The organism is Rhodococcus sp. 14-2496-1d (assembly GCF_002259365.1).
Lineage (GTDB): Bacteria > Actinomycetota > Actinomycetes > Mycobacteriales > Mycobacteriaceae > Rhodococcoides.
Genome location: NZ_NPFV01000005.1, coordinates 262,154 through 284,591 on the forward strand (window position 1 = coordinate 262,154; position 22,438 = coordinate 284,591).

The 22,438-nt window shown below is 65.4% G+C and carries 24 protein-coding genes; 19 read left to right on the forward strand and 5 right to left on the reverse strand.

The features are described 5' to 3' along the window. The first annotated feature begins 39 nt into the window (after window positions 1-39). Window positions 40-1,107: an NAD(P)-binding domain-containing protein gene (locus CH296_RS03435; protein WP_094683183.1), complete on the forward strand. Its 1,068-nt coding sequence runs from the start codon at window positions 40-42 to the stop codon at window positions 1,105-1,107. Window positions 1,108-1,111: 4 nt separating this feature from the next. Here CH296_RS03435 and CH296_RS03440 read toward each other — a convergent pair whose 3' ends face one another. Continuing rightward, window positions 1,112-1,939, reverse strand: coding sequence for a uroporphyrinogen-III synthase (locus CH296_RS03440; RefSeq protein WP_094684021.1), 828 nt, complete (start codon window positions 1,937-1,939; stop codon window positions 1,112-1,114). Window positions 1,940-2,035: 96 nt separating this feature from the next. Beyond that, window positions 2,036-2,884, reverse strand: a complete 849-nt coding sequence (locus tag CH296_RS03445; RefSeq protein WP_045200257.1) for an aldo/keto reductase — start codon at window positions 2,882-2,884, stop codon at window positions 2,036-2,038. Window positions 2,885-2,943: 59 nt separating this feature from the next. Between CH296_RS03445 and CH296_RS03450 the strand changes: the two genes are divergently transcribed. Then, window positions 2,944-4,575, forward strand: coding sequence for an ABC-F family ATP-binding cassette domain-containing protein (locus CH296_RS03450; RefSeq protein ID WP_094684022.1), 1,632 nt, complete (start codon window positions 2,944-2,946; stop codon window positions 4,573-4,575). A 61-nt stretch (window positions 4,576-4,636) separates the two neighbouring features. Here CH296_RS03450 and CH296_RS03455 read toward each other — a convergent pair whose 3' ends face one another. Continuing rightward, window positions 4,637-5,467 carry an alpha/beta fold hydrolase gene (locus CH296_RS03455; protein WP_094684023.1) on the reverse strand — a complete coding sequence of 277 codons (831 nt, stop codon included), beginning with the start codon at window positions 5,465-5,467 and terminating at the stop codon, window positions 4,637-4,639. Window positions 5,468-5,548: 81 nt separating this feature from the next. Between CH296_RS03455 and CH296_RS03460 the strand changes: the two genes are divergently transcribed. The 7 genes from CH296_RS03460 (at window position 5,549) to CH296_RS03490 (ending at window position 11,040) form a co-directional block, all read left to right on the forward strand. Continuing rightward, window positions 5,549-6,004 (forward strand): MarR family winged helix-turn-helix transcriptional regulator, encoded by a 456-nt coding sequence (locus tag CH296_RS03460; RefSeq protein WP_094684024.1) that lies wholly within the window; start codon window positions 5,549-5,551, stop codon window positions 6,002-6,004. A gap of 64 nt (window positions 6,005-6,068) precedes the next feature. Then, entirely contained in the window at window positions 6,069-6,341 is a 273-nt protein-coding gene (locus CH296_RS03465) for a helix-turn-helix transcriptional regulator (protein ID WP_032372936.1), read from the forward strand. Continuing rightward, window positions 6,338-6,871 (forward strand): hypothetical protein, encoded by a 534-nt coding sequence (locus CH296_RS03470; protein WP_094658474.1) that lies wholly within the window; start codon window positions 6,338-6,340, stop codon window positions 6,869-6,871. The genes CH296_RS03465 and CH296_RS03470 overlap by 4 nt, the downstream gene beginning before the upstream one ends. A gap of 2 nt (window positions 6,872-6,873) precedes the next feature. Next, on the forward strand, window positions 6,874-7,425 hold the full coding sequence (locus CH296_RS03475; RefSeq protein ID WP_094645680.1) for a hypothetical protein: 552 nt from the start codon (window positions 6,874-6,876) through the stop codon (window positions 7,423-7,425). A 16-nt stretch (window positions 7,426-7,441) separates the two neighbouring features. Further along, window positions 7,442-8,335, forward strand: coding sequence for an ABC transporter ATP-binding protein (locus tag CH296_RS03480; protein ID WP_094631169.1), 894 nt, complete (start codon window positions 7,442-7,444; stop codon window positions 8,333-8,335). Then, window positions 8,332-9,531 carry an ABC transporter permease gene (locus CH296_RS03485; RefSeq protein ID WP_094631168.1) on the forward strand — a complete coding sequence of 400 codons (1,200 nt, stop codon included), beginning with the start codon at window positions 8,332-8,334 and terminating at the stop codon, window positions 9,529-9,531. The genes CH296_RS03480 and CH296_RS03485 overlap by 4 nt, the downstream gene beginning before the upstream one ends. Window positions 9,532-9,555: 24 nt before the next feature. After that, window positions 9,556-11,040, forward strand: a complete 1,485-nt coding sequence (locus tag CH296_RS03490) for a carboxyl transferase domain-containing protein (RefSeq protein WP_094684025.1) — start codon at window positions 9,556-9,558, stop codon at window positions 11,038-11,040. Between the two features lie 38 nt (window positions 11,041-11,078). Here the strand turns inward: CH296_RS03490 and CH296_RS03495 are convergent, their stop codons facing one another. Continuing rightward, a complete protein-coding gene (locus tag CH296_RS03495) occupies window positions 11,079-11,477 on the reverse strand; it encodes a hypothetical protein (protein WP_094684026.1) in 399 nt (132 codons plus the stop codon). Window positions 11,478-11,607: 130 nt separating this feature from the next. Between CH296_RS03495 and CH296_RS03500 the strand changes: the two genes are divergently transcribed. From CH296_RS03500 to CH296_RS03525, 6 genes are all read left to right on the forward strand, one after another. Further along, window positions 11,608-12,279, forward strand: a complete 672-nt coding sequence (locus CH296_RS03500) for a class I SAM-dependent methyltransferase (protein ID WP_256980318.1) — start codon at window positions 11,608-11,610, stop codon at window positions 12,277-12,279. Continuing rightward, entirely contained in the window at window positions 12,276-12,878 is a 603-nt protein-coding gene (locus CH296_RS03505; protein ID WP_176459145.1) for a TetR/AcrR family transcriptional regulator, read from the forward strand. Before CH296_RS03500 ends, CH296_RS03505 begins: the two co-directional genes overlap by 4 nt. Window positions 12,879-12,979: 101 nt before the next feature. Further along, window positions 12,980-14,227, forward strand: a complete 1,248-nt coding sequence (locus CH296_RS03510) for a molybdopterin-dependent oxidoreductase (protein ID WP_094684091.1) — start codon at window positions 12,980-12,982, stop codon at window positions 14,225-14,227. After that, complete coding sequence (locus tag CH296_RS03515; RefSeq protein ID WP_094658462.1) at window positions 14,224-14,721, forward strand: hypothetical protein; 498 nt, start codon at window positions 14,224-14,226, stop codon at window positions 14,719-14,721. Before CH296_RS03510 ends, CH296_RS03515 begins: the two co-directional genes overlap by 4 nt. A gap of 10 nt (window positions 14,722-14,731) precedes the next feature. Further along, the gene (locus CH296_RS03520; protein WP_094684027.1) at window positions 14,732-16,588 is read left to right on the forward strand and encodes a propionyl-CoA synthetase; all 1,857 of its coding nucleotides are present in this window, start codon (window positions 14,732-14,734) and stop codon (window positions 16,586-16,588) included. Between the two features lie 73 nt (window positions 16,589-16,661). Next, the gene (locus CH296_RS03525) at window positions 16,662-17,564 is read left to right on the forward strand and encodes a DMT family transporter (RefSeq protein ID WP_094645828.1); all 903 of its coding nucleotides are present in this window, start codon (window positions 16,662-16,664) and stop codon (window positions 17,562-17,564) included. A gap of 64 nt (window positions 17,565-17,628) precedes the next feature. On the opposite strand, the gene CH296_RS03530 is transcribed toward CH296_RS03525, so the two are convergent. Next, window positions 17,629-18,957: a deoxyribodipyrimidine photo-lyase gene (locus CH296_RS03530; protein ID WP_094684092.1), complete on the reverse strand. Its 1,329-nt coding sequence runs from the start codon at window positions 18,955-18,957 to the stop codon at window positions 17,629-17,631. Between the two features lie 139 nt (window positions 18,958-19,096). On the opposite strand from CH296_RS03530, the gene CH296_RS03535 reads away from it, so the two are divergent. The 4 genes from CH296_RS03535 to CH296_RS03550 all read left to right on the forward strand — a co-directional run bounded on the left by CH296_RS03535 (window position 19,097) and on the right by CH296_RS03550 (window position 22,425). Next, window positions 19,097-19,303 carry a hypothetical protein gene (locus tag CH296_RS03535; RefSeq protein ID WP_032395828.1) on the forward strand — a complete coding sequence of 69 codons (207 nt, stop codon included), beginning with the start codon at window positions 19,097-19,099 and terminating at the stop codon, window positions 19,301-19,303. A gap of 10 nt (window positions 19,304-19,313) precedes the next feature. After that, on the forward strand, window positions 19,314-20,042 hold the full coding sequence (locus tag CH296_RS03540; RefSeq protein WP_094684028.1) for a response regulator transcription factor: 729 nt from the start codon (window positions 19,314-19,316) through the stop codon (window positions 20,040-20,042). Continuing rightward, complete coding sequence (locus CH296_RS03545) at window positions 20,039-21,340, forward strand: sensor histidine kinase KdpD (protein WP_179272723.1); 1,302 nt, start codon at window positions 20,039-20,041, stop codon at window positions 21,338-21,340. Before CH296_RS03540 ends, CH296_RS03545 begins: the two co-directional genes overlap by 4 nt. Before the next feature lie 62 nt (window positions 21,341-21,402). Then, the gene (locus CH296_RS03550; RefSeq protein WP_094645686.1) at window positions 21,403-22,425 is read left to right on the forward strand and encodes an isopenicillin N synthase family oxygenase; all 1,023 of its coding nucleotides are present in this window, start codon (window positions 21,403-21,405) and stop codon (window positions 22,423-22,425) included. Window positions 22,426-22,438: the final 13 nt, after the last annotated feature.

The following is a 22,438-nucleotide window of genomic DNA, read 5'->3' on the forward strand; positions in this document are numbered from 1 at the left end:
ACAGGAATCGACAGTGCGGGGCCTGATCTACTGGTCTGCATGATCGACACTCGGGTCGCCGTCATCGGTGCCGGCCAAGCCGGACTCTCGGCCGGCTATCACCTCCATCGCGCGGGACTGACCGCCGGTGAGGGGTTCGTGATGCTCGACCGTTCGCCCGGCCCGGGTGGCGCGTGGCAGTTCCGCTGGCCCTCGCTCACGTTGAGCACCGTCAACGGGGTGCACGACCTGCCCGGTATGGCCTTCGCCGACACCCTCGGCGACGAGCCTGCCGAGACGATCCGCGCCGCCGACGCCGTCCCCCGCTACTACCGCGCGTACGAGGAACGCTTCGAACTGCATGTTCGACGCCCCGTCACGGTGACCGTCGTGTGCGACCGAGAACCCCGATTCCGGGTCGAAGCCGGCGACACCGTCGTCATGGCCGAGGGACTGATCAACGCGACCGGGACGTGGGAGAAGCCGTTCGTTCCGCACTACGACGGTGCCGAGACGTTCACGGGCAGGCAACTGCACACCAAGGATTACCGGACCGCCGACGAGTTCACGGGCAAGCACGTCGTCGTGGTGGGCGGCGGCATCTCGGCCGTCCAACTGCTCGACGAAATCTCCCAGGTCACCACGACGACCTGGGTGACACGTCGACCACCGGTGTTCCGGGACGGCGAATTCGATCACGATGCCGGACGCAAGGCCGTCGCCATGGTCGAGGAGCGGGTGCGGGCCGGCCTGCCACCCGGTTCGGTCGTCTCGGTGACCGGGCTCCTGCTGACGCCGTCGTTGGCCGCTGCTCGCAAACGCGGCGCGCTCGATCGAAAGCCCATGTTCTCGTCCATCACGGAAGATTCGGTGGTGTGGGAGGACGGGTCGAGTCAGCACGCCGATGTGATCCTGTGGGCCACCGGCTTTCGCAGCGCCCTCGACCACCTCGCTCCGCTGCGCCTGCGCGGGCACGGCGGCGGAATCGTCATGGACGGCAGGCTCACCACCCGGGTCGCCGCGAACCATCGCGTCCATCTGCTCGGCTACGGGCCGTCCGCAAGCACGATCGGGGCCAATCGCGCGGGACGAGCCGCGGTGACGGAGCTGCTCGACACCTTGGGCTGACTGTTCACGGCGAGCCGAGCTGCTCGGTCACGAACTTCGCCAGCGCGCCCAACCGCGCCCGGCTCGGCATGGACGTCGGAACACCCAAAGCATCCAACGGTGCCGACGTCACCGGCCCCACGCAGATGGCGGCGACAGGGCCGCGAAGTGCGTCGAGGAAAGCGTCGAGCAGGCCGTTGTCCTTCGCTGTCGAGAGAAGCGAGGCCACCGCCGGGGCGCTGGTGAACGTGACCGCATCCACGCGGCGGTCGATGATCTGCCCCAACAGATCGAGGAGCGGAGCCTGATCGAGAGGGCGGATCCACCGGTACACCGGAACCGGCCGCACATGTGCCCCGAGTTCGCTCAGTGCGGCATCGAGATGGATCGTCGGTTCCCACTCGGTGATCACCCCGTGCAGCTGAACCGCGATGTCCACGCCGGCAACACCCTCGGCGGCGAGATGAGCGGACACTTCCTGCGAGGCCTCGGTGGCCGGGGACCATTCCTCCCGCAGCCCGGCACCGCGAATGGCTCCGCGCGCCTTGGGGCCTCGGGCAATGACGCGCGAATGTGCAAGAGCAGCAACGAGATCATCGCGGACACCCCAATCCGCGGCCGCGTCGAGCCAGCCCCGGAAACCGATGCCGGTACTGATCACCACGATCTGCGGCGGTCGTTCGACGATGCCCACGGTGGCGGACTTCAGCTCCGAGTCGTCGATCAGGGGCAGAACGTGAATCGCCGCGGCGTGAACGATGTTCGCGCCGCGGCGTTCGAGCATGGTGGCCAGTTCGTCTGCACGCCGCTCGGCGGTGAGGGCAACGGTCCTGCCGTCGAGCGAATCGGACATGGGTACAGACTAGGCCCCCTATGCGCACGCTGTGCCCGTGGTCGTTCCGCGGGCTCCACTCCGGACTTCGTAGCCCACTACGAAGTTCCGCTCACATCAGCTGCTGAACTTGTCCGGGTCGGGGCCGGTGCGGCCGTCTGCGGAGTCCAAGGCGTTGATCTGCTGAATCTCGTCGTTGCTGAGCTCGAAGCCGAACACGTCGAAGTTGCTGGCGATACGCTTCGGAGTGACCGACTTGGGGATCACCACGTTGCCGAGCTGGATGTGCCAGCGCAGGATGACCTGGGCAGGGGTGACGCCGTGTGCCTCACCGATGGTCGCGAACACCGGCTCGTCGAGGATGGTGCCCGATCCCAGTGGGCTCCAGGCCTCGGTGGCGATGCCCTTCGAGGTGTGGAACGCACGCAGCTCTTCCTGGATCAGCCGCGGATGCAGCTCGATCTGGTTGACCGACGGGGTCTCACCGACGGCGTCGATCAGCTTCTCCAGGGTGGGGATGGTGAAGTTGGAGACGCCGATGGATCCGATGCGGCCGTCTGCCTTCAGCTTCTGGAATGCCTTGAAGGTGTCGATGTACTTGTCGCGGTCGAGCTGCTGCCAGTGGATGAGGTAGAGGTCGAGGTACTCGAGTCCGAGGCGATCCATGCTGGCGTCGAACGCCTTCAACGTGGAGTCGTAGCCCTGGTCGTCGTTCCACAGCTTAGTGGTGACGAACAGCTCGTCACGGGCGATGCCGGATTCTGCGATGGCCCGGCCGGTGCCGGTTTCGTTCTCGTACACCTTGGCGGTGTCGATACTGCGGTAGCCGACCTTCAGTGCCTCGGTCACCGCGGCCTGGGCACCGTCGTCGGGCACCTGCCACACACCGAACCCCAGCTGGGGAATGGACGTGCCGTCGTTGAGCACGATGGTCGGGACAGTACTGGTCTCGGCTGAATACGTCATACGAATGGCAACGGGCGGCACGGTGAATCTGTTCCCATTGCGCCGGAGATACTTGTTCGGTGACCGCAACGCTTCGTATCGATGATCTCGCCGCTTTCCACGGCGATCGCACCCTGTTCTCCGGCCTCGATCTGACGGTGGCCGAGGGTGACGTGATCGGGCTCGTCGGGGCCAACGGTGCGGGCAAATCGACCCTGTTGACGCTGCTCGCGGGGGTGGGAACCGCCGATCACGAGGGTGAGATCCACACCAGCCCGCCCGACGCCACGGTCGGCTACCTGGCTCAGGAGCCCGAGCGCATCGCCGGGGAGACGGTGCTGGACTTCCTCGGTCGACGGACCGGGGTGACCGAGGCCGAATCGTCGATGAACGCGGCCGCCGAGGCGTTGGGGTCCAGTGATGAGGACCTCTACACCCCGGCGCTGGAGAAGTGGCTGGCGCTCGGCGGCGCAGATCTGGCGGAGCGAACAGCAAAGGTGCTGGCGGACCTCGGCCTCGAGGTCGACGGCAGCGCATTCATGACGGACCTGTCGGGTGGGCAGGCCGCCCGCGCCGGGCTCGCCGCGATTCTGCTCGCGCGCTACGACATCCTGCTGCTCGACGAGCCCACGAACGACCTCGATCTGGCCGGCCTCGAGCAACTGGAGCAGTTCGTCGTCGCGACGCGGGCGGCCATCGTTGTCGTCAGTCACGATCGCGAATTTTTGGCACGCACAGTGACGGGCGTCGTGGAGCTCGATCGAGCTCAGCGTCGCATCGATGTGTACGACGGCAGCTACCAGTCGTATCTGGCGGAGCGCGAAATCGCGCGCCAGCACGCCAGGGAGAAGTACGACGAGTTCGCAGACACCAAGTCCGCGTTGGAGTCTCGGGCGCAGATGCAGCGAAACTGGATGGAGTCGGGGGTGCGCAATGCGCGCCGCAAGGCCACCGACAACGACAAGATCGCCCGCAAGACCCGCGCCGAATCGACCGAGAAGCAGGCCGCGAAAGCTCGTCAGACACAACGTCGCATCGAGCGCCTCGAAGTGGTCGAGGAACCCCGCAAGGAATGGGAGCTGCGAATGGAGATCGCGGCGGCTCCCCGGAGCGGCACCGTTGTCTCGGTGTTGGGCGGTGCACTCGTGCGGCGATCCGGGTTCACGTTCGGACCGGTCACGACGCAGATCGACTGGGGCGATCGCATTCTGATCACCGGGCCCAACGGATCCGGCAAGACGACGTTGCTGTCGGTTCTGCTGGGCAGGCTCAGCCCGGACGAGGGCACGGCCTCTTTGGGATCCGGGGTCGCGGTCGGCGAAATCGACCAGGCGCGAGCATATTTCGTCGGCGAGGGCACGGTGTCCGACGCTTTGAGCGCTGCAGTTCCCGAGTGGCCGGACGCCGATGTCCGCACACTGCTGGCGAAGTTCGGTTTACGCGGCGACGATGCACTGCGGCCGGCGTCGTCGCTCTCGCCCGGTGAGCGAACCCGCGCAGCGCTCGCGTTGCTACAGGCCCGCGGAGTCAATCTGCTGGTCCTGGACGAGCCGACCAACCACCTCGACCTGCCTGCCATCGAACAACTGGAACGCGCGATGGAGAACTTCGAGGGCACGCTGCTATTGGTGACGCACGACCGCAGAATGCTCGACACCGTCCGCAGCACGAGGCACTGGACGATGGCCGACGGGCAGCTGTCGGAACTGTAGGTCGCAGTGAAATCGGGTGCAGCCGACCGCGGTGAGCGCGGTCGGCTGCACCCGATTGACGTCAGTCCATCAGAATCTCGTTCACCTCGGCGGCGGGATGCATCGGTAGCCCGTGGTGCGTGGCGCTCCCGAGTATCACCGTCCTCGCACTCGGCAGAACGGCATGCACAGCCGATTCGATCCGAGCGGCGTTGTGCACCCTCCCCTTCCCTGCCAGGACCACGGTGGTGCGCACATCGAATCCCTCGAACGCAGCGGGCTTCGGCCGCTTCGGAACGATGGTCTTGGCCGTCGGGAAATGTGCGGCCCCGAGCGCGAGGACGTCGAGCCAGTCGGAATCCAAAGCCTGGCCATCGGTCTCCCACGCTACGAAGCGTCGCTGTCGCTTTTCGTTGGGAGAAAGCAGAATCGGAATCGCGTGCAGCAGGTACCGCGGACTCATGGAGCCGAAGCAGGCATTGGGATCGAGCAGGGTCAGCGCGTCGACGCGGCTGTCGTTGCGCAGGGCGTACGCCAGCGCGATCATCGCGCCGTAGGAATGGCCGCAGAGCGCCGCGGTTGGCAAGTTCAGCTCATCAAGGACGGCCGTCACCCAACCCAGTAGCTCCTCGACAGAGTCGATGGCGCGTTCCCCGGGCACGCTGCGCCCGACGTCGCCCATGAGGTCCACCGCGTACACCCGATAGTGCCGAGAGAACGCCGCGACGTTGGCGAACCACACGGTCGACGTCGCACCGGCCCCCGGGAGCAGCACCAGGGGCGGGCCGTCGACGGGTCCGCAGGCGTTGATCCGTGTGGTGCCGTGCACCGTATTCGCGTCGATGGCCTGGGTATCAGCCGGCCACTTCTGCAGCACTCGGTCGTAGGCGGTGAAGAATCCGTCCAGCGTCATTGCGACCCTCTATTCTCTCGATGATCGAGATAGTAGACAATAGAGAGACTACTCGTACAGCAACTCCCGAGGGATCGACACATGACCGAACCTGTCGCCGCCGTACATCAGTTGCGAGCGCTCACCGTCGAACTCGATCTCCTCGGCGCAGACTTCGCCCAGAAGCACTCACTTCACCCGACAGACATCCGCGCGCTGATCTGCCTCCTCGATGCCGACCGGGCCGGAACGCGTGCCACACCCGGCTGGCTCGGCGGACAGCTGGGCCTCGAATCGGCATCCGTCACCGCCCTGGTCGATCGAATGAGCAAGCGCGACTTGGTATCACGCGAAGCAGACCCAGCCGATCGCCGCCGAGTACTGCTGCGCGTGACCGCTCACGCGTCGGAACTCGGCACCAGGTTCTTCGGCCCCGTCATCGGCCGAGCAGTCGACGAGCTGGCACGTTTCACACCCGAGCAACGGGCAACGATCGACGACTTTCTGACGACCATGCACGCGGTGGTCGTGGCCGCTCGCGAACACCAGAGCCAGTAGACACATCGATAAAACTGTTATTACTGGTTGACATATCGTTGGGTTTATACAACACTTCATTGTCATGAGCCCCGTCAAGCGCGGTACCGCGCTCCCGATCTTCAACAGGGTGGGTGTTCTGCGGGCAGAACGAAAGATGAGCCGCGCGCAACTGGCCGAACTCGTCGAAGTGAACCCCCAGACAGTGGGTGCCCTCGAACGAGGCGACCACTACCCGAGCCTCGACCTTGCGATGCGCATCTGCGACGTCTTCGATCTGCCGATCGAAGCGGTGTTCTCGCGCACCGAACTCGGACCGCTCTCCGCCGAACTCTTCCGAAGGGAGAAGGATCGATGACGACACCCGGCTCCGACATCCTCACCCGCTATCAGGCCTATCGCACGCGCCGATTCTTGGAGCACGACGCGAAAACCCATCACTGGCTTCAGAACTGGCGCACCCAGAAACGTCGACGCATACTCGCCGTAATGTTGATGACGTCCTTGCTCACCCTGTTGGTGATAGCCGTGTGGTCACTCTTCTCCCGGTGGGCACCGATCGCATGGATCCCGGCCACTGTGATGTTTCTCGTCGCCTGGACGATGCTGCAAACCGTGTCCCGTCGCCACAGCGATGCACCGGTGGGAGCACTCGACGAATGGGAAGTGCAGCAGCGCAACGAAGCACGTTCGATCGGCCTCACCGTAACCCAGGCCCTGGTATTGGTGGCACTTCTGGTCTTGATCGTGCTGTCGGGAGCGTACGACAACGAAAATCTGGCTTACGCCGGAGGATTGTGGACGCTCGCTGCCCTGCTTGCAGGTGGATGCGCCCCGGCAGTGATCCTCGCGTGGATCACCCCCGACCCCGATCCCGAGGACGGCTGACCATGAGCGAACGACCCGACATCCTCACCCGCTATCAGGCCTATCGCACCCGCCGATTCCTGGAGAACGACGCCAAGACTCGCCATTGGCTTCCGAAGTGGCGCACACAGCGTCGACGCCAGATCCTCGTGGTAGCTGTGGCCGTACTCCTCTTCGCCTTCTTCGTCGTCAGCATCGGCAGCCTGTTCTCCGAGTGGTTCGCACTCGGATGGATACCGGCGGCACTGCTGTTCATTCCGATCTGGACGGCATTACAGATTGTCTCCGGCCGGCACGGCGACGCACCCGTCGGAGCACTGGACGAATGGGAAGTGCAGCAGCGCAACGAAGCTCGATCCATCGGCCTCACCGTCACGCAGACGCTGGTGATGGCAGCCGCATTCGCGTCCATCTTCCTCTCGGTGTCGTTCGAGGACATGTCCCGGCTCGCCTACGCAGGTGGCGGCTGGACTCTGGCCGCACTGATGACCGGAATCTGCTCTCCAGCAATGATTCTCGCGTGGATCACCCCCGACCCCGAACTCGACGACATCCCGAATTTCGACCAGCAGTAACGACCGAAAGGGCACCATGAGCACCCTCACGATCGACTCCGTCTCCAAGAGATACGGCGACAAGATCGCCCTGGACAACCTGAGTTTCGACGTCCGCCCGGGCGAGCTGTTCGGCTTCGTCGGCAGCAACGGCGCAGGCAAGACCACCACGATGCGCATCGCGCTGGGAGTCCTGTCGGCAGATTCCGGCCAGGTTCTGTTGGGCGGTAAGCCCGTCGACCTCGACGTCCGACGCACCATCGGCTACATGCCCGAGGAGCGCGGCCTCTATCCCAAGATGAAGGTGGGCCCGCAGTTGGCCTACATGGCCGAGCTGCACGGCCTGTCGTCCAAGGACGCCAAGGCTGCGGTGATCCGCTGGACCGAACGACTCGGCATCGACCAGCGCGTCAACGACACCGTCGACGCGTTGAGCCTGGGCAACCAGCAGCGCGTGCAGTTGGCGGCCGCACTGGTGCACGACCCCGCGGTGCTGGTCCTGGACGAGCCGTTCTCCGGCCTCGACCCGATTGCCGTCGACGTCATGAGCGAGGTATTACGCGAAAAGGCCGCTGCCGGAGTGCCGGTGGTGTTCTCGAGCCACCAGCTCGATCTGGTGCAACGCCTGTGCGATCGCGTCGGCATCATCGCCGCGGGCTCGATGAAGGCCGTCGGCACCGTCGACGAGCTACGCGGGTCGGGAGATTCGCAGCTACGCGTCCACGCACCGAACGCCGCACCCGGATGGGCGTCGGGCATCACCGGAGTGAGCACCCTCGGCCACAGCGACGGCGTCACCGTCCTGGGCTTGGCACCCGGGGCCGACGACCAGCAGATCCTGCGGGCGGCACTGGCGACCGGTCCGGTACACGACTTCTCCATCCAGAAACCTTCCCTGAGCGACCTGTTCCGAGAGGCGGTAGTGGCATGAGCTCCCAACTGAACTCCTTCAGCGCTGTGTCCTTGATAGCCAAGCGCGAGTTCACCGTTCAGGTGATGAAGAAGAGCTTCGTCATCAGCAACGCGATCATCCTGGCCGTCATCGTCGGCGGTATCGTCGCGTTCTCGATCTTCTCCGGCAGCGGTGACGAGGAGCGCGACGTCGTCGGCATCGCCGGAGACCAGTCCATCGCGGCCGTGGTCGAAGCAACCGGCGACGCCGTCGGTTCGCCGGTCGAGGTCCGTGAGATCGCCGACGCGGCGGCCGCACGCAGCGGCGTCGAATCCGGGGATCTCGACGTGGCGTTGGTTCCGGACGGAACCGACGGTGCGTACACCGCCGTCACCGAGTCCGACCTGACCGGAACGTTGCGCGCCGTCGTCGAAGGCAGTGTTGCAACACAAGCCACCAATACTGCACTGGCGCAACAGGGTGTCGACCAGAACGAACTCGGAGCAGCGACAAGCGCCGCAACGGTCACCGTCGACGCCATCGATCCCCCGGATCCCGAGGCAGGTCAGCGGACCGCACTTGCCCTGTCGGCAGTGTTTCTGCTGTATGCCCAGATCATCGGCTTCGGCATGTACGTCGCGATGGGCGTCGTCGAGGAGAAGTCCTCTCGGGTGGTCGAACTGCTGCTCTCCACCGTCCGCCCCCTGCAGTTGCTGTGGGGAAAGATCCTCGGTATCGGCGCGGTCGGCATCGTGCAGCTTGCTCTCTACGGAATAGCCGGTGTCGGTGCAGGATTGGGTACGGGCGTCCTCACGGTCACGGGTGCTGCGGTGAGCGTCTTCGCCGCAACCCTCGCGTGGTTCGTTCTCGGGTTCGCATTCTTCGCGGTGCTCTACGCTGCGGGCGGGTCGATGGTCTCGCGGCAGGAGGACGTCAACTCGACGACCATGCCGCTGTTGATCCTGATCATGGCGATGTTCTTCGCGGCCTTCTACTCCGTCAGCGATCCGGAGAGCACCCTGGCCAACACGCTGAGCTGGATCCCGCCGTTCTCCGCGATCATGATGCCTCTGCGAATTGCAGCGGGCGTGACCTCGCCGGTGCAGATCGTCGGCTCGGCGGTTCTGATGGTGGTCACCACCGCGATCCTGGCCATGGGTGCGGCGAAGATCTACCAGCGTTCCATTCTTCGGATCGGCAAGACCGTCTCGTGGAAGGAAGCGTTTGCTCGCTAGGGTTCGCTGCGTAGGCTCCCCGATATGAGCCAACGGACATCCGCCGCCGAGATTCTCGACTCCGTTCTCGACGGCGGATCGTTCGCGTCCTGGGACTCCGCGCCGGTGGACGTCCATCCTGGGGAGTCCTATCTTCGGGACCTGGCGAGAGCTCGGGAGAAGAGCGGCGTCGACGAATCGGTTGTTACCGGCGAGGGCACCATCGACGGCCGCCGCGTGGTGATCATTGCGTGCGAGTTCGCTTTTCTCGCCGGATCGATCGGCGTTGCCGCGGCCGAGCGCATCACCTCCGCTATCGAACGCGCAACGGCCGAGAGGCTGCCCCTGATCGCCTCCCCCACCTCGGGCGGCACCCGAATGCAGGAAGGCACACTCGCCTTCGTGCAGATGGTCAAGATCGCCTCGGCCGTCACCGCGCACAAGGCAGCGCACCTGCCATACCTGGTCTACCTCCGCAATCCGACGACCGGAGGCGTGTTCGCATCCTGGGGGTCGCTTGCTCACGTCACCGTGGCCGAGCCCGGCGCACTGATCGGGTTCCTCGGGCCCCGCGTCTATCAGGCGTTGTACGACAAGCCATTTCCCGACGGCGTCCAGACCGCCGAGAACCTCTACCAGCACGGCGTCATCGACGGTGTGGTGCCGGTGGTTGACCTGCGCCACTTGTTGATCCGCGCGCTTCGAGTGATCGTCGACGCCGCCGTGTGGCCCGAGGATGCCGGAGAGGAATCGGTGGACATCCCCGAGACTTCGGCGTGGCATTCGGTGCAGTCGTCCCGCCGCACCGACCGGCCGGGTATTCGGCAACTCATCGAACACACTGCCAGCGAACACGTTCCACTCAGCGGCACCGGACAGGGCGAGGCCGACACCTCGATTCTGTTGTCACTGTGCCGAATACGAGGAACCTCCTGCGTCCTGTTCGGCAACGACCGGAGCAGCAGCACCGCCACCGCCACGATGGGTCCTGCGGCACTACGTGAGGCACGACGCGGCATGCGCCTGGCCGAGGAACTACGCATCCCGCTGGTGCTGGTGATCGACACGTTCGGCGCTGCCCTCTCCAAGGAAGCCGAGGAAGGCGGCCTGGCACCCGAGATAGCCCGCTCGATCTCCGACCTGGTGACCGTCGATACCCCGACGGTGTCGGTGCTGCTCGGCCAGGGCACCGGCGGCGGAGCGCTCGCACTTCTGCCTGCCGATCGCGTGCTGTGTGCCCAGAATGCCTGGCTCGCACCGCTTCCGCCCGAGGGCGCCAGCGCCATCGTGCACCGGGACACCGCTCACGCCCCGGACATGGCCGAGGCGCAGGGCATCCGCTCGGTCGATCTGCTGCGCGACGGCATCGTCGACGCCATCGTCCCCGAACTCCCCGACGCCGCCGACGAACCGGCCGCCTTTTCCGCCCGAGTCGCCGATGCCATCGTTCGAGAACTGCGCACGTTGTCCACCGTCGATTCCACCACCCGCACGCGATCCAGACTCGGCCGCTATCGCACGCTGGGCTGACGCGGCTTCGCCACTTGTGAGCAGAAGTTCGTAGCAGGCTACGAAGTTTCGTGCACCTGCGAGGTCACGAGCGCCAATACGTCACCCGCACGCAGGTCGGCGGGAAGCTCCACCGGACCGACACAGCGTCGACCCGGACCGTGCACATCGACCTTGACCACCGGACCCACCGAATGCCGGTTGACCACCACGGCCTGGCGCAGATCCGCGAACTCGGCGTCGACGCCCACCTCGCCGGCAATCACCGAACGCACCCGAGTCACCAGAATCGAACCCCACTGCACCGGAGTGCCCTGCGCGTCCGCAAGATCCTCCAGCGCAACGCCGTCGACGGTGATGCGGCCGCAGACGCAATGCGTATCTGCAGGCCAGAGCGTTGGATCGCACCGCGAAACATATGCGGCACCGAGGGACGGAAGCATGTCGAGAAGTGTCATGAGAGCAAGTCTCACGCCGCGCGGTGGCGTCGAACAGAGGTGTTGACGCAATCTTGACGGCACCTACGGGAAATTTGACGCGCTTCGCCCCGCGATGCCGCTGACTGTACTCACTGGTACATTCGATCGGGTGATTGCAGACGACGTCTATCGCCGCGGCCGCGCAGGCCTACCCTCGTGGATCTCCGACTACGACGGTCGACGCACCGAACTGCCGATCGCACGCTGGATGGGCGGAGCCCATTCGACGGTCGACGACCTCCGGGCCGACGAGGCCTCCATTGCGTTCTGCACCGGCCCCACCCTCGATCTCGGCTGTGGGCCAGGGCGGTTGACCGAGGCACTGACCCGTGCCGGCGTTCCCGCACTGGGGGTCGACACGTCCTCGGTCGCCGTGGAGATGACGAATCACCGCGGTGGGTTCGCCGTGGAACAGGACATCTTCTCAGCGCTCCCCAGGGCCGGGCAGTGGTCCCACGTACTGCTCGCGGACGGCAACATCGGTATCGGCGGCGATCCTGCCGCGCTGTTGACGACCGTACGAAGACTGCTGCACGAGAGCGGAACAGCCATCGTCGAAGTCGAGCCGACCCCCGATCTGGACGATCGGAACCGAATGGTTCGATGGGAGACCGGCGACTCGGTGGGCGAGTGGTTCACGTGGGCCAGTGTCGGCGCGGGTGCGCTGTACTCGCTGGCGGTGGCTGCAGGGCTTCGGGTCCGCCGAACCATCGAATCGAACGGCCGAGTGTTCATCGAACTCGCTGTTCACAGCATCGACCGAGGAGCCGAGGGCCCGTGAGCAAGGAGCTGCCGAGAACGGCCAAAGGCAGACGAACCAGAGCTGCGATCGTCGACGCCGCAGCATCGATGATGTACGACCACGGCGTCGCGGGAACTACTCTCGACGACGTTCTTGCCGCATCGGAGACCGGGAAGTCGCAGCTCTACCACTACTTTTCCGACAAGTCGGACCTGGTCGAGGCCGTCATCACACGTCAACTCGAGCGCGTGCTCGCCGCTCAGCCACGCCTGGCCCACATCGACAGCCTCGACGACATCGACGCCTGGGCCGCCGAGATCGTGCGAAATCACGAACAACCAGGCGGTCCGTTCTCGTGCCCCCTCGGTTCACTCGCTGCAGAACTGAAGAACGACGCGGCGTTCGTTCCCGCCCTGCACGCCGCGTTCCGGCGCTGGGAGCAACCTCTCGAGCAGGGACTTCGTCGCATGATCGACCGGGGCGAACTCGACGTCGCGACCGATCCGGCCGCCGCTGCCGCCACCTTGATCGCCTCACTGCAGGGGGGCATGCTGATCGCCCGCATCGCGGGCGATGTGCAACCACTGCGCGACACGCTGAACGCAGCGGTCGCCGCATTGCGTCGACGCGCGACCTGAGAAGCGACGCCGGGACGCACCCTGGCGAAAGCACTCTCGGTGCGCTAACCTCGACTCATTGATTTGTACTACTGGGTACAATCTTGCAGACGGGAACCAGAATGCAACGAATTCCCACGTTCCGAAGCCCGATCCGCGGCGTCTGGTTCACGTCGGTCCTCGCATCCGTCCTGCTCGTCGTCCTGCCGATCGTGACGATCACCGGATTCTTTTCCTGGGCCGCGTACGGTCCTCAGTTCGGCCAGGCCATGCCCGGCGACGTCGGATGGCTACGGATACCGTCGTTCGACTGGCCGACCGAACCCGCCTGGCTCTACCGACTCACCCAGGGCCTGCACGTGGGACTCGGTCTGGTCATGGTGCCGATCGTGCTGGCCAAGCTGTGGTCGGTGATTCCGAAGCTGATCGAGATGCCCCCGATTCGCAGCGTGGCGCATCTGCTGGAACGAGTGTCGTTACTGGCGTTGGTCGGTGGCATACTCTTCGAGATCATCACCGGTGTGCTGAACATTCAGTACGACTACATCTTCGGATTCAGCTTCTACACCGCGCACTACTGGGGAGCCTGGGTGTTCGTCGCCGGCTTCGTCGCCCATGTGGTGTTGAAGTTTCCGACCATGGTGACCGCGCTGCGAACCCGCCCGTTCCTCGAGCTGATGCGCATCAGGGTGGCCGACACGGTGCCCGACGCCGACGACGAATCAGGCCTTGCTGCAACCGATCCCGCTCCGGCGACGATCAGCCGCCGCGGTGCCCTCAGCCTCGTGGGCGGCAGCGCATTGTTCGTCGCCGTGCTGAGTGTCGGGCAGACGACAGGCGGGCCACTGCGCGGGGCAGCGCTCCTGCTCCCCCGAGGGCGTTCGTACGGCAACGGCCCCAACGACTTCCAGATCAATCGCACTGCACGATCCGCGGGCGTCACCGACGCGCAGACAGGAGATTCGTGGCGGCTGACCGTATCGGCCGGCGGTGCCGCCGTAGTACTCACTCGAGCTCAACTCGAGCAGATGGACCTGCATACCGTCGAACTCCCGATCTCCTGTGTCGAAGGCTGGTCGACGGTACAGACGTGGACCGGTGTTCCACTGCGCGATCTGGCGGCGCTCGTGGGCATCGATTCTGCCGATACCGGTGAGGTGCGGTCGCTCGAACCCGTCGGTTCGTTCAATCGCGTCACCTTCGGGGGACATCAGATGATGCATCCCGATTCGCTTCTCGCACTGAAGGTCAACGGGGCCGACCTGTCCCTCGATCACGGCTATCCCGCTCGGATCATGATGCCGGCGATACCCGGAGTGCATGCCACCAAATGGATCGAATCAGTCGAATTCTTCGGGGAGGGAGCATGAGTACGTTTCGGGCGAGGTACGGCGCAGGCCCCGTGCATCTCGCGGTCACGGCCTTCTGTCTCGCCTTGTCCGGAGCGGTGGTCCTGACGATCGGCTTTCCGGCCCTGTGGAACACCGACAAGTGGTGGCAGTCCATCGGACTGTGGTTCGTCGGCGCGGCCGTGGTGCACGATGCAATCCTGTTCCCGTTGTACGCGGTACTCGACAGAACTCTGGTTGCTCGACTGGGCAGGTTCGTCAACGCGGTACGCATTCCTGCGCTCGGAGCGGGACTGAGCCTGTTGCTGTTCGCACCGGGGATCTTCGCGCACGGAAGCGAGACATACGAGGCCGCCACGGGTCAGACCCAGGAGCCGTACGCGATGCGATGGCTGTTGCTGGTCGCGGGGATGTTCGCGGCCAGCGCGGCGTTCTACGGCGGCCGCGAAGTACTTCGGAGGCTACGCACCCGCCCCGTTGGCGATAACCCGAAACGGCAGCACGTGCCCAACTAGGCTCGGTGGCATGAGTGGCGAGTATCGGCAGGCATTCGGAGACAGCGTCGACAACCGGGAGCAATTCTGGCTGTCTGCGGCGGCAGACGTCGACTGGGACACCCCACCGACCACCGCGTTCGACGGCTCGCACTGGTTTCCCGGTGCCCGCCTGAACACCTGTTTCAATGCCCTCGACCGGCATGTCGACGCCGGGCACGGCGACCGGACCGCATTGATCTACGACTCGGCGATGCTCGGACTGACCCGCAGCTACACCTACGCCGAACTGCTCGATCGGGTCGCTCGTTTCGCCGGGGTGTTGAGCAGCAACGGCGTCTCCCCCGGCGACCGCGTGGTGATCTACCTGCCGATGATTCCCGAGGCAGTGATCGCCATGCTCGCGTGCGCCAGGCTCGGCGCGGTGCACTCGGTGGTGTTCGGCGGCTTCGCGGCCAAAGAGCTGGCGGCGAGAATCGACGACGCCGAGCCGGTCCTGCTGATCACTGCCGCCGGCGGGTTCGAGCCTGGTCGAGTCGTCGAATACCTCCCCTTGGTGCAGCGCGCCCTGACTCTCACGACGGCGACCGTCCCCGCGGTGATCGTCAAGGCCCGCGACGGTATCGCAGGCAGCCACGACTGGCTGGACTGGGACGCCCTCATCGCCGACGCCCCCGCCGCCCAACCGGTTTCGGTGCAGGCGACGGATCCGCTGTACATCCTCTACACCTCGGGCACGACCGGTAAGCCCAAGGGTGTGGTGCGCGACAACGGCGGTCATGCGGTTGCGTTGACGTGGTCGATGCGCAACATCTACCACGTCGGTGCCGGTCAGGTGATGTGGACGGCGTCCGATGTCGGCTGGGTCGTCGGACACTCCTACATCGTCTACGGACCGCTGTTCGCAGGTGCCACAACGGTTCTCTACGAGGGCAAACCCGTCGGAACTCCCGATGCAGGCGCGTTCTGGCGGGTGATCCAGGATCACGGCGTCCGCGCGTTGTTCACCGCGCCGACGGCCTTGCGTGCCATCCGGAAGGTCGACCCACACGCCGCCGAGCTCGAGAAGTACGACACCTCGTCGCTCGAGACACTGTTCGTCGCCGGTGAACGCCTCGATCCCGATACCTACGAGTGGATTTCGCGAACCCTGGACCGCCCCGTCGTCGACCACTGGTGGCAGACCGAAACCGGCTGGGCGATCTGCGCCAATCTTCGTGGCCTCGAACCACTTCCGATCAAACCCGGATCACCGACGGTACCGGTGCCGGGATTCCAGGTCGGTATCCTCGACGCGGCCGGTGCGCCGGTGGAGGCAGGCACCGAGGGCAACATCGTCGTGCAGCTGCCACTGCCACCGGGCGCGCTGGTGGGACTCTGGAACGACGAATCACGTTTCCAGCGTTCGTATCTCGACACGTTCCCGGGCTACTACCTCACCGGCGATTCCGGGTACATCGACGCCGACGGGTACGTCTACGTGCTGGGCCGCAGTGACGACGTCATCAACGTGGCCGGCCACCGCCTGTCCACCGGGTCGATGGAGGCCGTGCTGGCCGGTCACCCCGCCGTCGCCGAATGCGCCGTCATCGGAATCCACGACGACCTCAAAGGCCAGCGCCCCAGCGGCTACGTGGTGCTCAAGGCCGGGGAGACCATCACCGAGGATCAGCTGCGTACCGAACTGGTGGCCATGGTCCGCGATCAGATCGGTGCACTCGCGACGTTCCGGGACGTGACGATCGTCGGTGCCCTGCCGAAGACCCGCTCGGGCAAGATCCTGCGGAAGACGATGCGGCAGATCGTCGCCGGCGAGGAGTACGGCGTGCCGTCGACCATCGAGGATCCCGCCGTGCTCGATGCGCTGGAGAAGTTGCTCGGCAGATAGGCGGCACCAATTCGCGCAACGATGGCCGAAACCCGCGCGCCAGGGGTCGTTCGCGCGAGATAGCGTCGTGCTCATGACAGATCTCGACACCCGTCCCGCCGTCGATTGGCTCGCCCTCGGTGCAGTCACCGTCACGGTGATCTCGTGGGCCTCGGCCTTCGTCGCGATTCGCGGCGTCGGCGAATCCTTCGGGGCGGGCCCGCTCGCGCTGGGTCGGCTGCTGATCGGATCTGTGGCACTCGGCGCGATAGTTGTGGCCAGAAGACAGTGGGTCAGGCCCAACCGCACACAGTGGCTGCAGATCGTCAGTATCGGCGTGTTCTGGTTCGGCATCTACAACGTCGCCCTCAATGCCGCCGAGCAACGCGTCGATGCCGGTACGACGTCGATGATCATTCAGATCGGTCCGATTCTGGTCGCCCTGTTCGCGGGTCTGCTTCTGGGCGAGGGCTTTCCGAAGTGGTTGGTGATCGGTGCGGGCATAGCGTTCGCCGGCGCGGTCATGGTCGGTGTCGTCACGGCGGTGACCACGACGTCGACCACCAAGACCGACGCCGATTTCCTCGGCATCGCTCTGTGCCTGGTGTCCGCGGTGACCTACGCCATCGGAGTGCTGAGCCAGAAGCCGGTGCTGCGCACAATCCCCGGACTTCAGGTGACGTGGATGGCATGCACCATCGGCGCGGCGTGCACGCTGCCCTTCGCACCGGCGCTGCTCGACGACCTCGGGGCTGCCTCGGCCGGTGCCACCGGCGGATTGATCTACCTCGGCCTGGTCCCGACGGCACTGGCCTTCAGCACCTGGGCCTATGCGCTGACGCGGATGAACGCCGGCAAGCTCGGAATCACCACGTACGCCGTGCCACCGATCACGATCACGCTGGCCTGGCTCCTGTTGGGTGAGGTGCCGCATTACCTCGCCGTGGTCGGTGGAGTGATCTGCCTGGTGGGCGTCGGGTTGTCCCGCAAAAGATAGCGGTCACTTTGCAGGCTCCGCTCCCGCAGGAGTTAGGGGTCACTCCGCAGCCTCCGCTCCCGCGCTAGATCGCCTTGAAGCGGGCGATCGCCACCTCACGCTCGTGCTTGTGGTCGACGATCGGATCCACGTAGTCCTTGGGTCGACCGAACTTCAACGTGTGCACGGCTTTTCCTTCTTCGCCGCGCAGCTCCGGCACCCAGCGTCGGACGTAGTCCCCGGTGGGGTCGAACTTCTCGCCCTGAGTGATCGGGTTGAACACACGAAAGTACGGCGAGGCGTCGGTACCGGTCCCGGCGGTCCATTGCCACCCGTGCTGATTGTTGGCCAGATCGCCGTCGACGAGGTGCTGCATGAAGTAGCGCGCTCCCCGCCACCACGGCAGATGCAGATCCTTGACGAGGAACGACGCCACGATCATCCGCACTCGATTGTGCATCCACTTCTCGGAGTTCAGCTGCCGCATACCGGCATCGACGATCGGAAAGCCCGTTTCGCCCTTGCACCAGGCGTCGAACAACTCGTCGGCGTGCTTGCCCGAGTCCAGTTCGATGGCGTCGAACTTCTTGACGTAGTTCTCCCTGGCACTGTCGGGTCGCTGAAAGAGGATGTCGGCGTAGAAGTCTCGCCAGCAGATCTGTCTGCGGTACGACGCCGCACCCTCGCTGCGGAGCTTTCCCAGGTCGGCCAACATCGTCCGTGGATGAATGGTTCCGTACTTCAGATGCACCGACATCCGGCTCGTCGAATCGAGATCGGGACGGTTGCGCTCGTCGTCGTACGCCGAGACCTCGTCGAGGAATTCCTTCCACTGCTTCGACGCAGCTGCCTCACCCGCCGCCGCATCGGACGCATCCATCTCGGAGGGAATCTTCACTCGCCGAACGCCTTTCACCTCGTCCGGGTCGATCCAGTCGGCGGAGTCGGCCGATGTGTCCGCCGGACCGCGCCACCCGTGTTCCAGCCACTGGCGCGAGTACGGCGTGAACACCTTGTACGGCTCCCCGTCGTTCTTGACGATCCGCCCGGGGGCGACCGCGTACGGAGACCCGGTCTCGACCAGAGTCACCTTCTCGCCCACACGCTTGTCTCGCTCACGCCCGTACGGACCGTAGTCGGCGCTGATGTGCACGTCCTCGGTGCCGATCGCCTTCGCCACCTTCGGGACCACCGTCGCGGGGTCACCGTGGACGACCATCAACCGGCCGTCGAGTTGCTCGTCGAGTGCTTCGAGCGACCGAAACAGAAAATCCTTGCGCGGTCCGCCGGACGGCTTCAGCAGCCGATCGTCGAGCACGAAGAGCCCGAGCACCGGGTCTCCCGACTCGGCAGCGGCGGTGAGGGTGGGCAGATCCCCCAGACGGAGATCACGGCGAAACCAGACGATCGACATGCTTTCAGTCTTACCCACCGCGGTCCCGAGCAATCCCCGGCTCGACCCTTCGATTCTCAGAGAACCGCCAACCACGACTCACCAAGGCCGCAACAACGACCTCTAGCTTGGGATATACCGAACAGACAAGGAGAACATCATGACGAACACACGCCCCTTCCCCGGTGCACTCTCCCTGATCGACAGCACCTGCACCTTCGAGAAGTACTACGAGCAGCTCTACGCAAAGGCACCCGCACTGGCCTGGTCGCTCGATGCCGACACCGGCCGCCGCAGTGCCCTCGAGGACTTCTTCGCCAAGACGCCCGAGGAACGCCGCACCACCGTCGACAGCTGGGTTGCATAGCATTGGTCCGGTGACCGAATCGCCGAGCACCCCCGCCACCGTTCTCGTCGTCGACGACGACGCAGACGTGTTGTCGTCACTGCAACGCGGCCTGCGCCTGTCCGGGTTCACCGTCATCACCGCGTCGGACGGCGCGGAGGCGCTCGGCGTCGTGTCGCGATCGATGCCCGACGCCATCGTGCTCGACATCAACATGCCGGTGCTCGACGGTGCCAGCGTGGTGACCGCGTTGCGCGCCATGGGAAACGACATCCCGATCTGCGTACTCAGTGCCCGCAGCTCGGTCGACGATCGCATCGCCGGACTCGAATCCGGTGCCGACGACTACCTCACCAAACCGTTCGTGTTGGCCGAGCTCGTCGCTCGGATCCGAGCCATGCTGCGCCGTCGCGGCACCGGTCCGGTTGTGCCGGTGGCAGATTCGGGCGCACCGAACTCGGCCGTCGCGATCGGAACCCTGGTGGTCGACATCCCCGGCTATCGCGTCCACCGCGGCGGAGCCGACATCGACCTGACCAAGCGCGAATTCGAGTTGCTGGCGATCCTGGCTCGCAACAAGGGCGTCGTTCTCACACGTGAACGACTGCTCGAACTGGTCTGGGGCTACGACTTCGTTGCCGACACCAACGTCGTCGACGTGTTCGTCGGATATCTCCGACGCAAACTCGAGGCCGACGGGTCGCCGCGCATCCTGCACACGGTCCGCGGGGTCGGCTTCGTCGTCCGGGACGCCCCATGAGCTTCTCGCTGCGCGCCCGAGTGGCCGCGGCCACCGCTCTCGGAGCCACCCTGGTGGTGGCCGCCCTCGCGGTGGTCACCTCGGTCGCCATCTCCCGCAACAACGTCAATCAGCTCGACGAACGTCTGACGACGGCCTCGCAGGTGCTGGTCCCGAACTCGTCGACGTTGGAGGCCTTCATCGATCAGCTGTCCGGCGCGTTCGCCGTCACGATTCGCAGTGGCGACATCGTGGTCGCATCGACCCCGACGCGGCTGCCTGCGCTGGCGGCCGGATCCCAGACCGTCGACGTGGACGGTCAACGGTTCCGGGTCTACACGGCAGTATCGACCGTTGTCTCGTCCATCTCCATCTCGATCGGTGTGCCCGCCATCGAAGCTCAACAAGTGACCGACGAGCAACAGAAGCAGGTACTCCTGTTGGGACTGGCCGCGATCGCCGTGTCGACGGGCCTGGGTTGGCTCTTCGGTGGACGGGCCGTGAGACCGCTGGTGACGTTGACCCGTCAGGTCAGTGCCCAGCCACCGACCGCTCCCGAAACCCGCACGGGCGTCACCGAAGCCGACGAACTCGCCGTCGCCATCGGGGGCATGCTGACCAGGCTGAACGAGGCTCAGGAACGCACCAATGCCGCGCTCGACACTGCCCGCGATTTCGCGGCCGTCTCTGCGCACGAGCTCCGCACCCCGCTGACCGCGATGCGCACGGACATCGAGGTGCTCAGAACCCTCGATCTCGAGCGCGCGCAGCAGCAGGAGATTCTGGGCGACCTCGAACGGACACAGGGACGAGTGGAGACGACGCTGACAGCCTTGGAGCGACTGGCGTCGGGTGAATTGTCCAGCGAGGCCGACAGAGTCGAGACCGACATCATCGACATCTGCGACGTCGCAGCCCAGGATGCGCAGCGACTGCATCCGGGCCTCGACATACGGGTCGAGTCCGCCCCCGACTGCGAGATCACGATGCGTGCCCTGCCGACCGGCCTTCGGCTGGCCGTCGACAACGTGATCGGAAACGCCGTTCGGCACGGCGACGCGACGTCGATCGTCATCACCGCCGAGCGCGAGGGCACGACGGTACGCGTCCTGGTCGACGACAACGGATCCGGCGTTCCCCTCGATGAACGCGAGACGGTCTTCGGCCGATTCGAGCGCGGCACCCGAGCGGCCAAGGGCGGCTCGGGGCTCGGCCTGGCGCTGGTCGCTCAGCAAGCCCAATTGCACGGCGGGCGGGCCTGGTTCACCGACAGTCCATTGGGCGGAGCGAGATTGGTGCTGGAGCTGCAGGACAGCTGAAGTACGGCAGTCTTTACGCGGGGGAAACCTGCGGGTCCATCCGATCCGAGGATCATGTACCCATGCACACGTCGTCGGACTTCTTCGTCCCCACCATCGACATCTCACCGTACGTTCTGGACGGTGCCACCGCGGCGGCCGACGGGACCGCCCGGCGCAGCGTCGCGTCGGACATCGATTACGCCTGCAGCACAGTCGGTTTCATGCAGATTCTCGGACACGGGATCCCCGAGGACACCGTGACCGGCCTGGCGTCGGCGATGGATTCGTTCTTCGGACTCGAACCGGCGGCGAAGCGGGCCTACATCTGCCCACCCGAACGCAACCGCGGGTACACCGCTCCGAAGAGCGAATCGCTGAGCCTGAGCCTGGGAGTCGAATCGGCGTCGGGCACGAACGACTGGTTCGAGGCCTTCAACGTCGGGACGGGCGAGGCGAACACCTGGCCCGAGTGCGCGGGGTTCCAGCGCGCCGTCGAACGGTACTTCGCCGAGGCAGCGCGCGTGGCCCGCACGCTGACAACCGTGTTCGCCGACGCACTCGGTGTGGCCCCGACCGTGTTCTCCGACATCACCGATCGCTCGCTCGACACCCTGCGGATGAACAACTACGCGCTGGACCCCGGCCTACGTGTGCCGGACACCGAGCTCACCGGGATGAGCGAGCACACCGACTACGGATTGGTGACGGTGCTGTGGGCCGATCGAGTGCCCGGTCTGCAGGTTCTCGGCATCGACCGACGGTGGCACGACGTGCAACCCGTCGAGGGAGCGATGCTGGTGAACCTGGGTGATCTGACGGCCCGACTGACCAACGATCGCTGGGTGTCGACGCTACATCGCGTGCGTCCGCCGATTGCCGACGGAACGATTCAGCGCAGGCGCTCTGCCGCGTTCTTCCACGACGGCAACCTCGACGCGGTGATCGCGCCGTTGCCGTCGTGCATCGAGCCCGGTGACGTGGCCCGGTACGAACCGGTGACGGTAGCCCAGCACATTGCCGCCAAGCTCGCGGGTTCCCGAGGGGGAAAGGCCAACACCTCGGCAACCCGCGAGGCCGAGCGGGTACGCAGCGCCGTCACCTGACCTGCTGGTGCTT

Bases quoted from the DNA above. Each gene is read 5' to 3' on its own strand.
- CH296_RS03435 (WP_094683183.1), top strand. From the start codon at position 40: ATGATCGACACTCGGGTCGCCGTCATCGGTGCCGGCCAAGCCGGACTC.
- CH296_RS03440 (WP_094684021.1), bottom strand. From the start codon at position 1,939: ATGTCCGATTCGCTCGACGGCAGGACCGTTGCCCTCACCGCCGAGCGG.
- CH296_RS03445 (WP_045200257.1), bottom strand. From the start codon at position 2,884: ATGACGTATTCAGCCGAGACCAGTACTGTCCCGACCATCGTGCTCAAC.
- CH296_RS03455 (WP_094684023.1), bottom strand. From the start codon at position 5,467: ATGACGCTGGACGGATTCTTCACCGCCTACGACCGAGTGCTGCAGAAG.
- CH296_RS03460 (WP_094684024.1), top strand. From the start codon at position 5,549: ATGACCGAACCTGTCGCCGCCGTACATCAGTTGCGAGCGCTCACCGTC.
- CH296_RS03465 (WP_032372936.1), top strand. From the start codon at position 6,069: ATGAGCCCCGTCAAGCGCGGTACCGCGCTCCCGATCTTCAACAGGGTG.
- CH296_RS03470 (WP_094658474.1), top strand. From the start codon at position 6,338: ATGACGACACCCGGCTCCGACATCCTCACCCGCTATCAGGCCTATCGC.
- CH296_RS03475 (WP_094645680.1), top strand. From the start codon at position 6,874: ATGAGCGAACGACCCGACATCCTCACCCGCTATCAGGCCTATCGCACC.
- CH296_RS03480 (WP_094631169.1), top strand. From the start codon at position 7,442: ATGAGCACCCTCACGATCGACTCCGTCTCCAAGAGATACGGCGACAAG.
- CH296_RS03485 (WP_094631168.1), top strand. From the start codon at position 8,332: ATGAGCTCCCAACTGAACTCCTTCAGCGCTGTGTCCTTGATAGCCAAG.
- CH296_RS03490 (WP_094684025.1), top strand. From the start codon at position 9,556: ATGAGCCAACGGACATCCGCCGCCGAGATTCTCGACTCCGTTCTCGAC.
- CH296_RS03495 (WP_094684026.1), bottom strand. From the start codon at position 11,477: ATGACACTTCTCGACATGCTTCCGTCCCTCGGTGCCGCATATGTTTCG.
- CH296_RS03510 (WP_094684091.1), top strand. From the start codon at position 12,980: ATGCAACGAATTCCCACGTTCCGAAGCCCGATCCGCGGCGTCTGGTTC.
- CH296_RS03515 (WP_094658462.1), top strand. From the start codon at position 14,224: ATGAGTACGTTTCGGGCGAGGTACGGCGCAGGCCCCGTGCATCTCGCG.
- CH296_RS03520 (WP_094684027.1), top strand. From the start codon at position 14,732: ATGAGTGGCGAGTATCGGCAGGCATTCGGAGACAGCGTCGACAACCGG.
- CH296_RS03525 (WP_094645828.1), top strand. From the start codon at position 16,662: ATGACAGATCTCGACACCCGTCCCGCCGTCGATTGGCTCGCCCTCGGT.
- CH296_RS03530 (WP_094684092.1), bottom strand. From the start codon at position 18,957: ATGTCGATCGTCTGGTTTCGCCGTGATCTCCGTCTGGGGGATCTGCCC.
- CH296_RS03535 (WP_032395828.1), top strand. From the start codon at position 19,097: ATGACGAACACACGCCCCTTCCCCGGTGCACTCTCCCTGATCGACAGC.
- CH296_RS03545 (WP_179272723.1), top strand. From the start codon at position 20,039: ATGAGCTTCTCGCTGCGCGCCCGAGTGGCCGCGGCCACCGCTCTCGGA.
- CH296_RS03550 (WP_094645686.1), top strand. From the start codon at position 21,403: ATGCACACGTCGTCGGACTTCTTCGTCCCCACCATCGACATCTCACCG.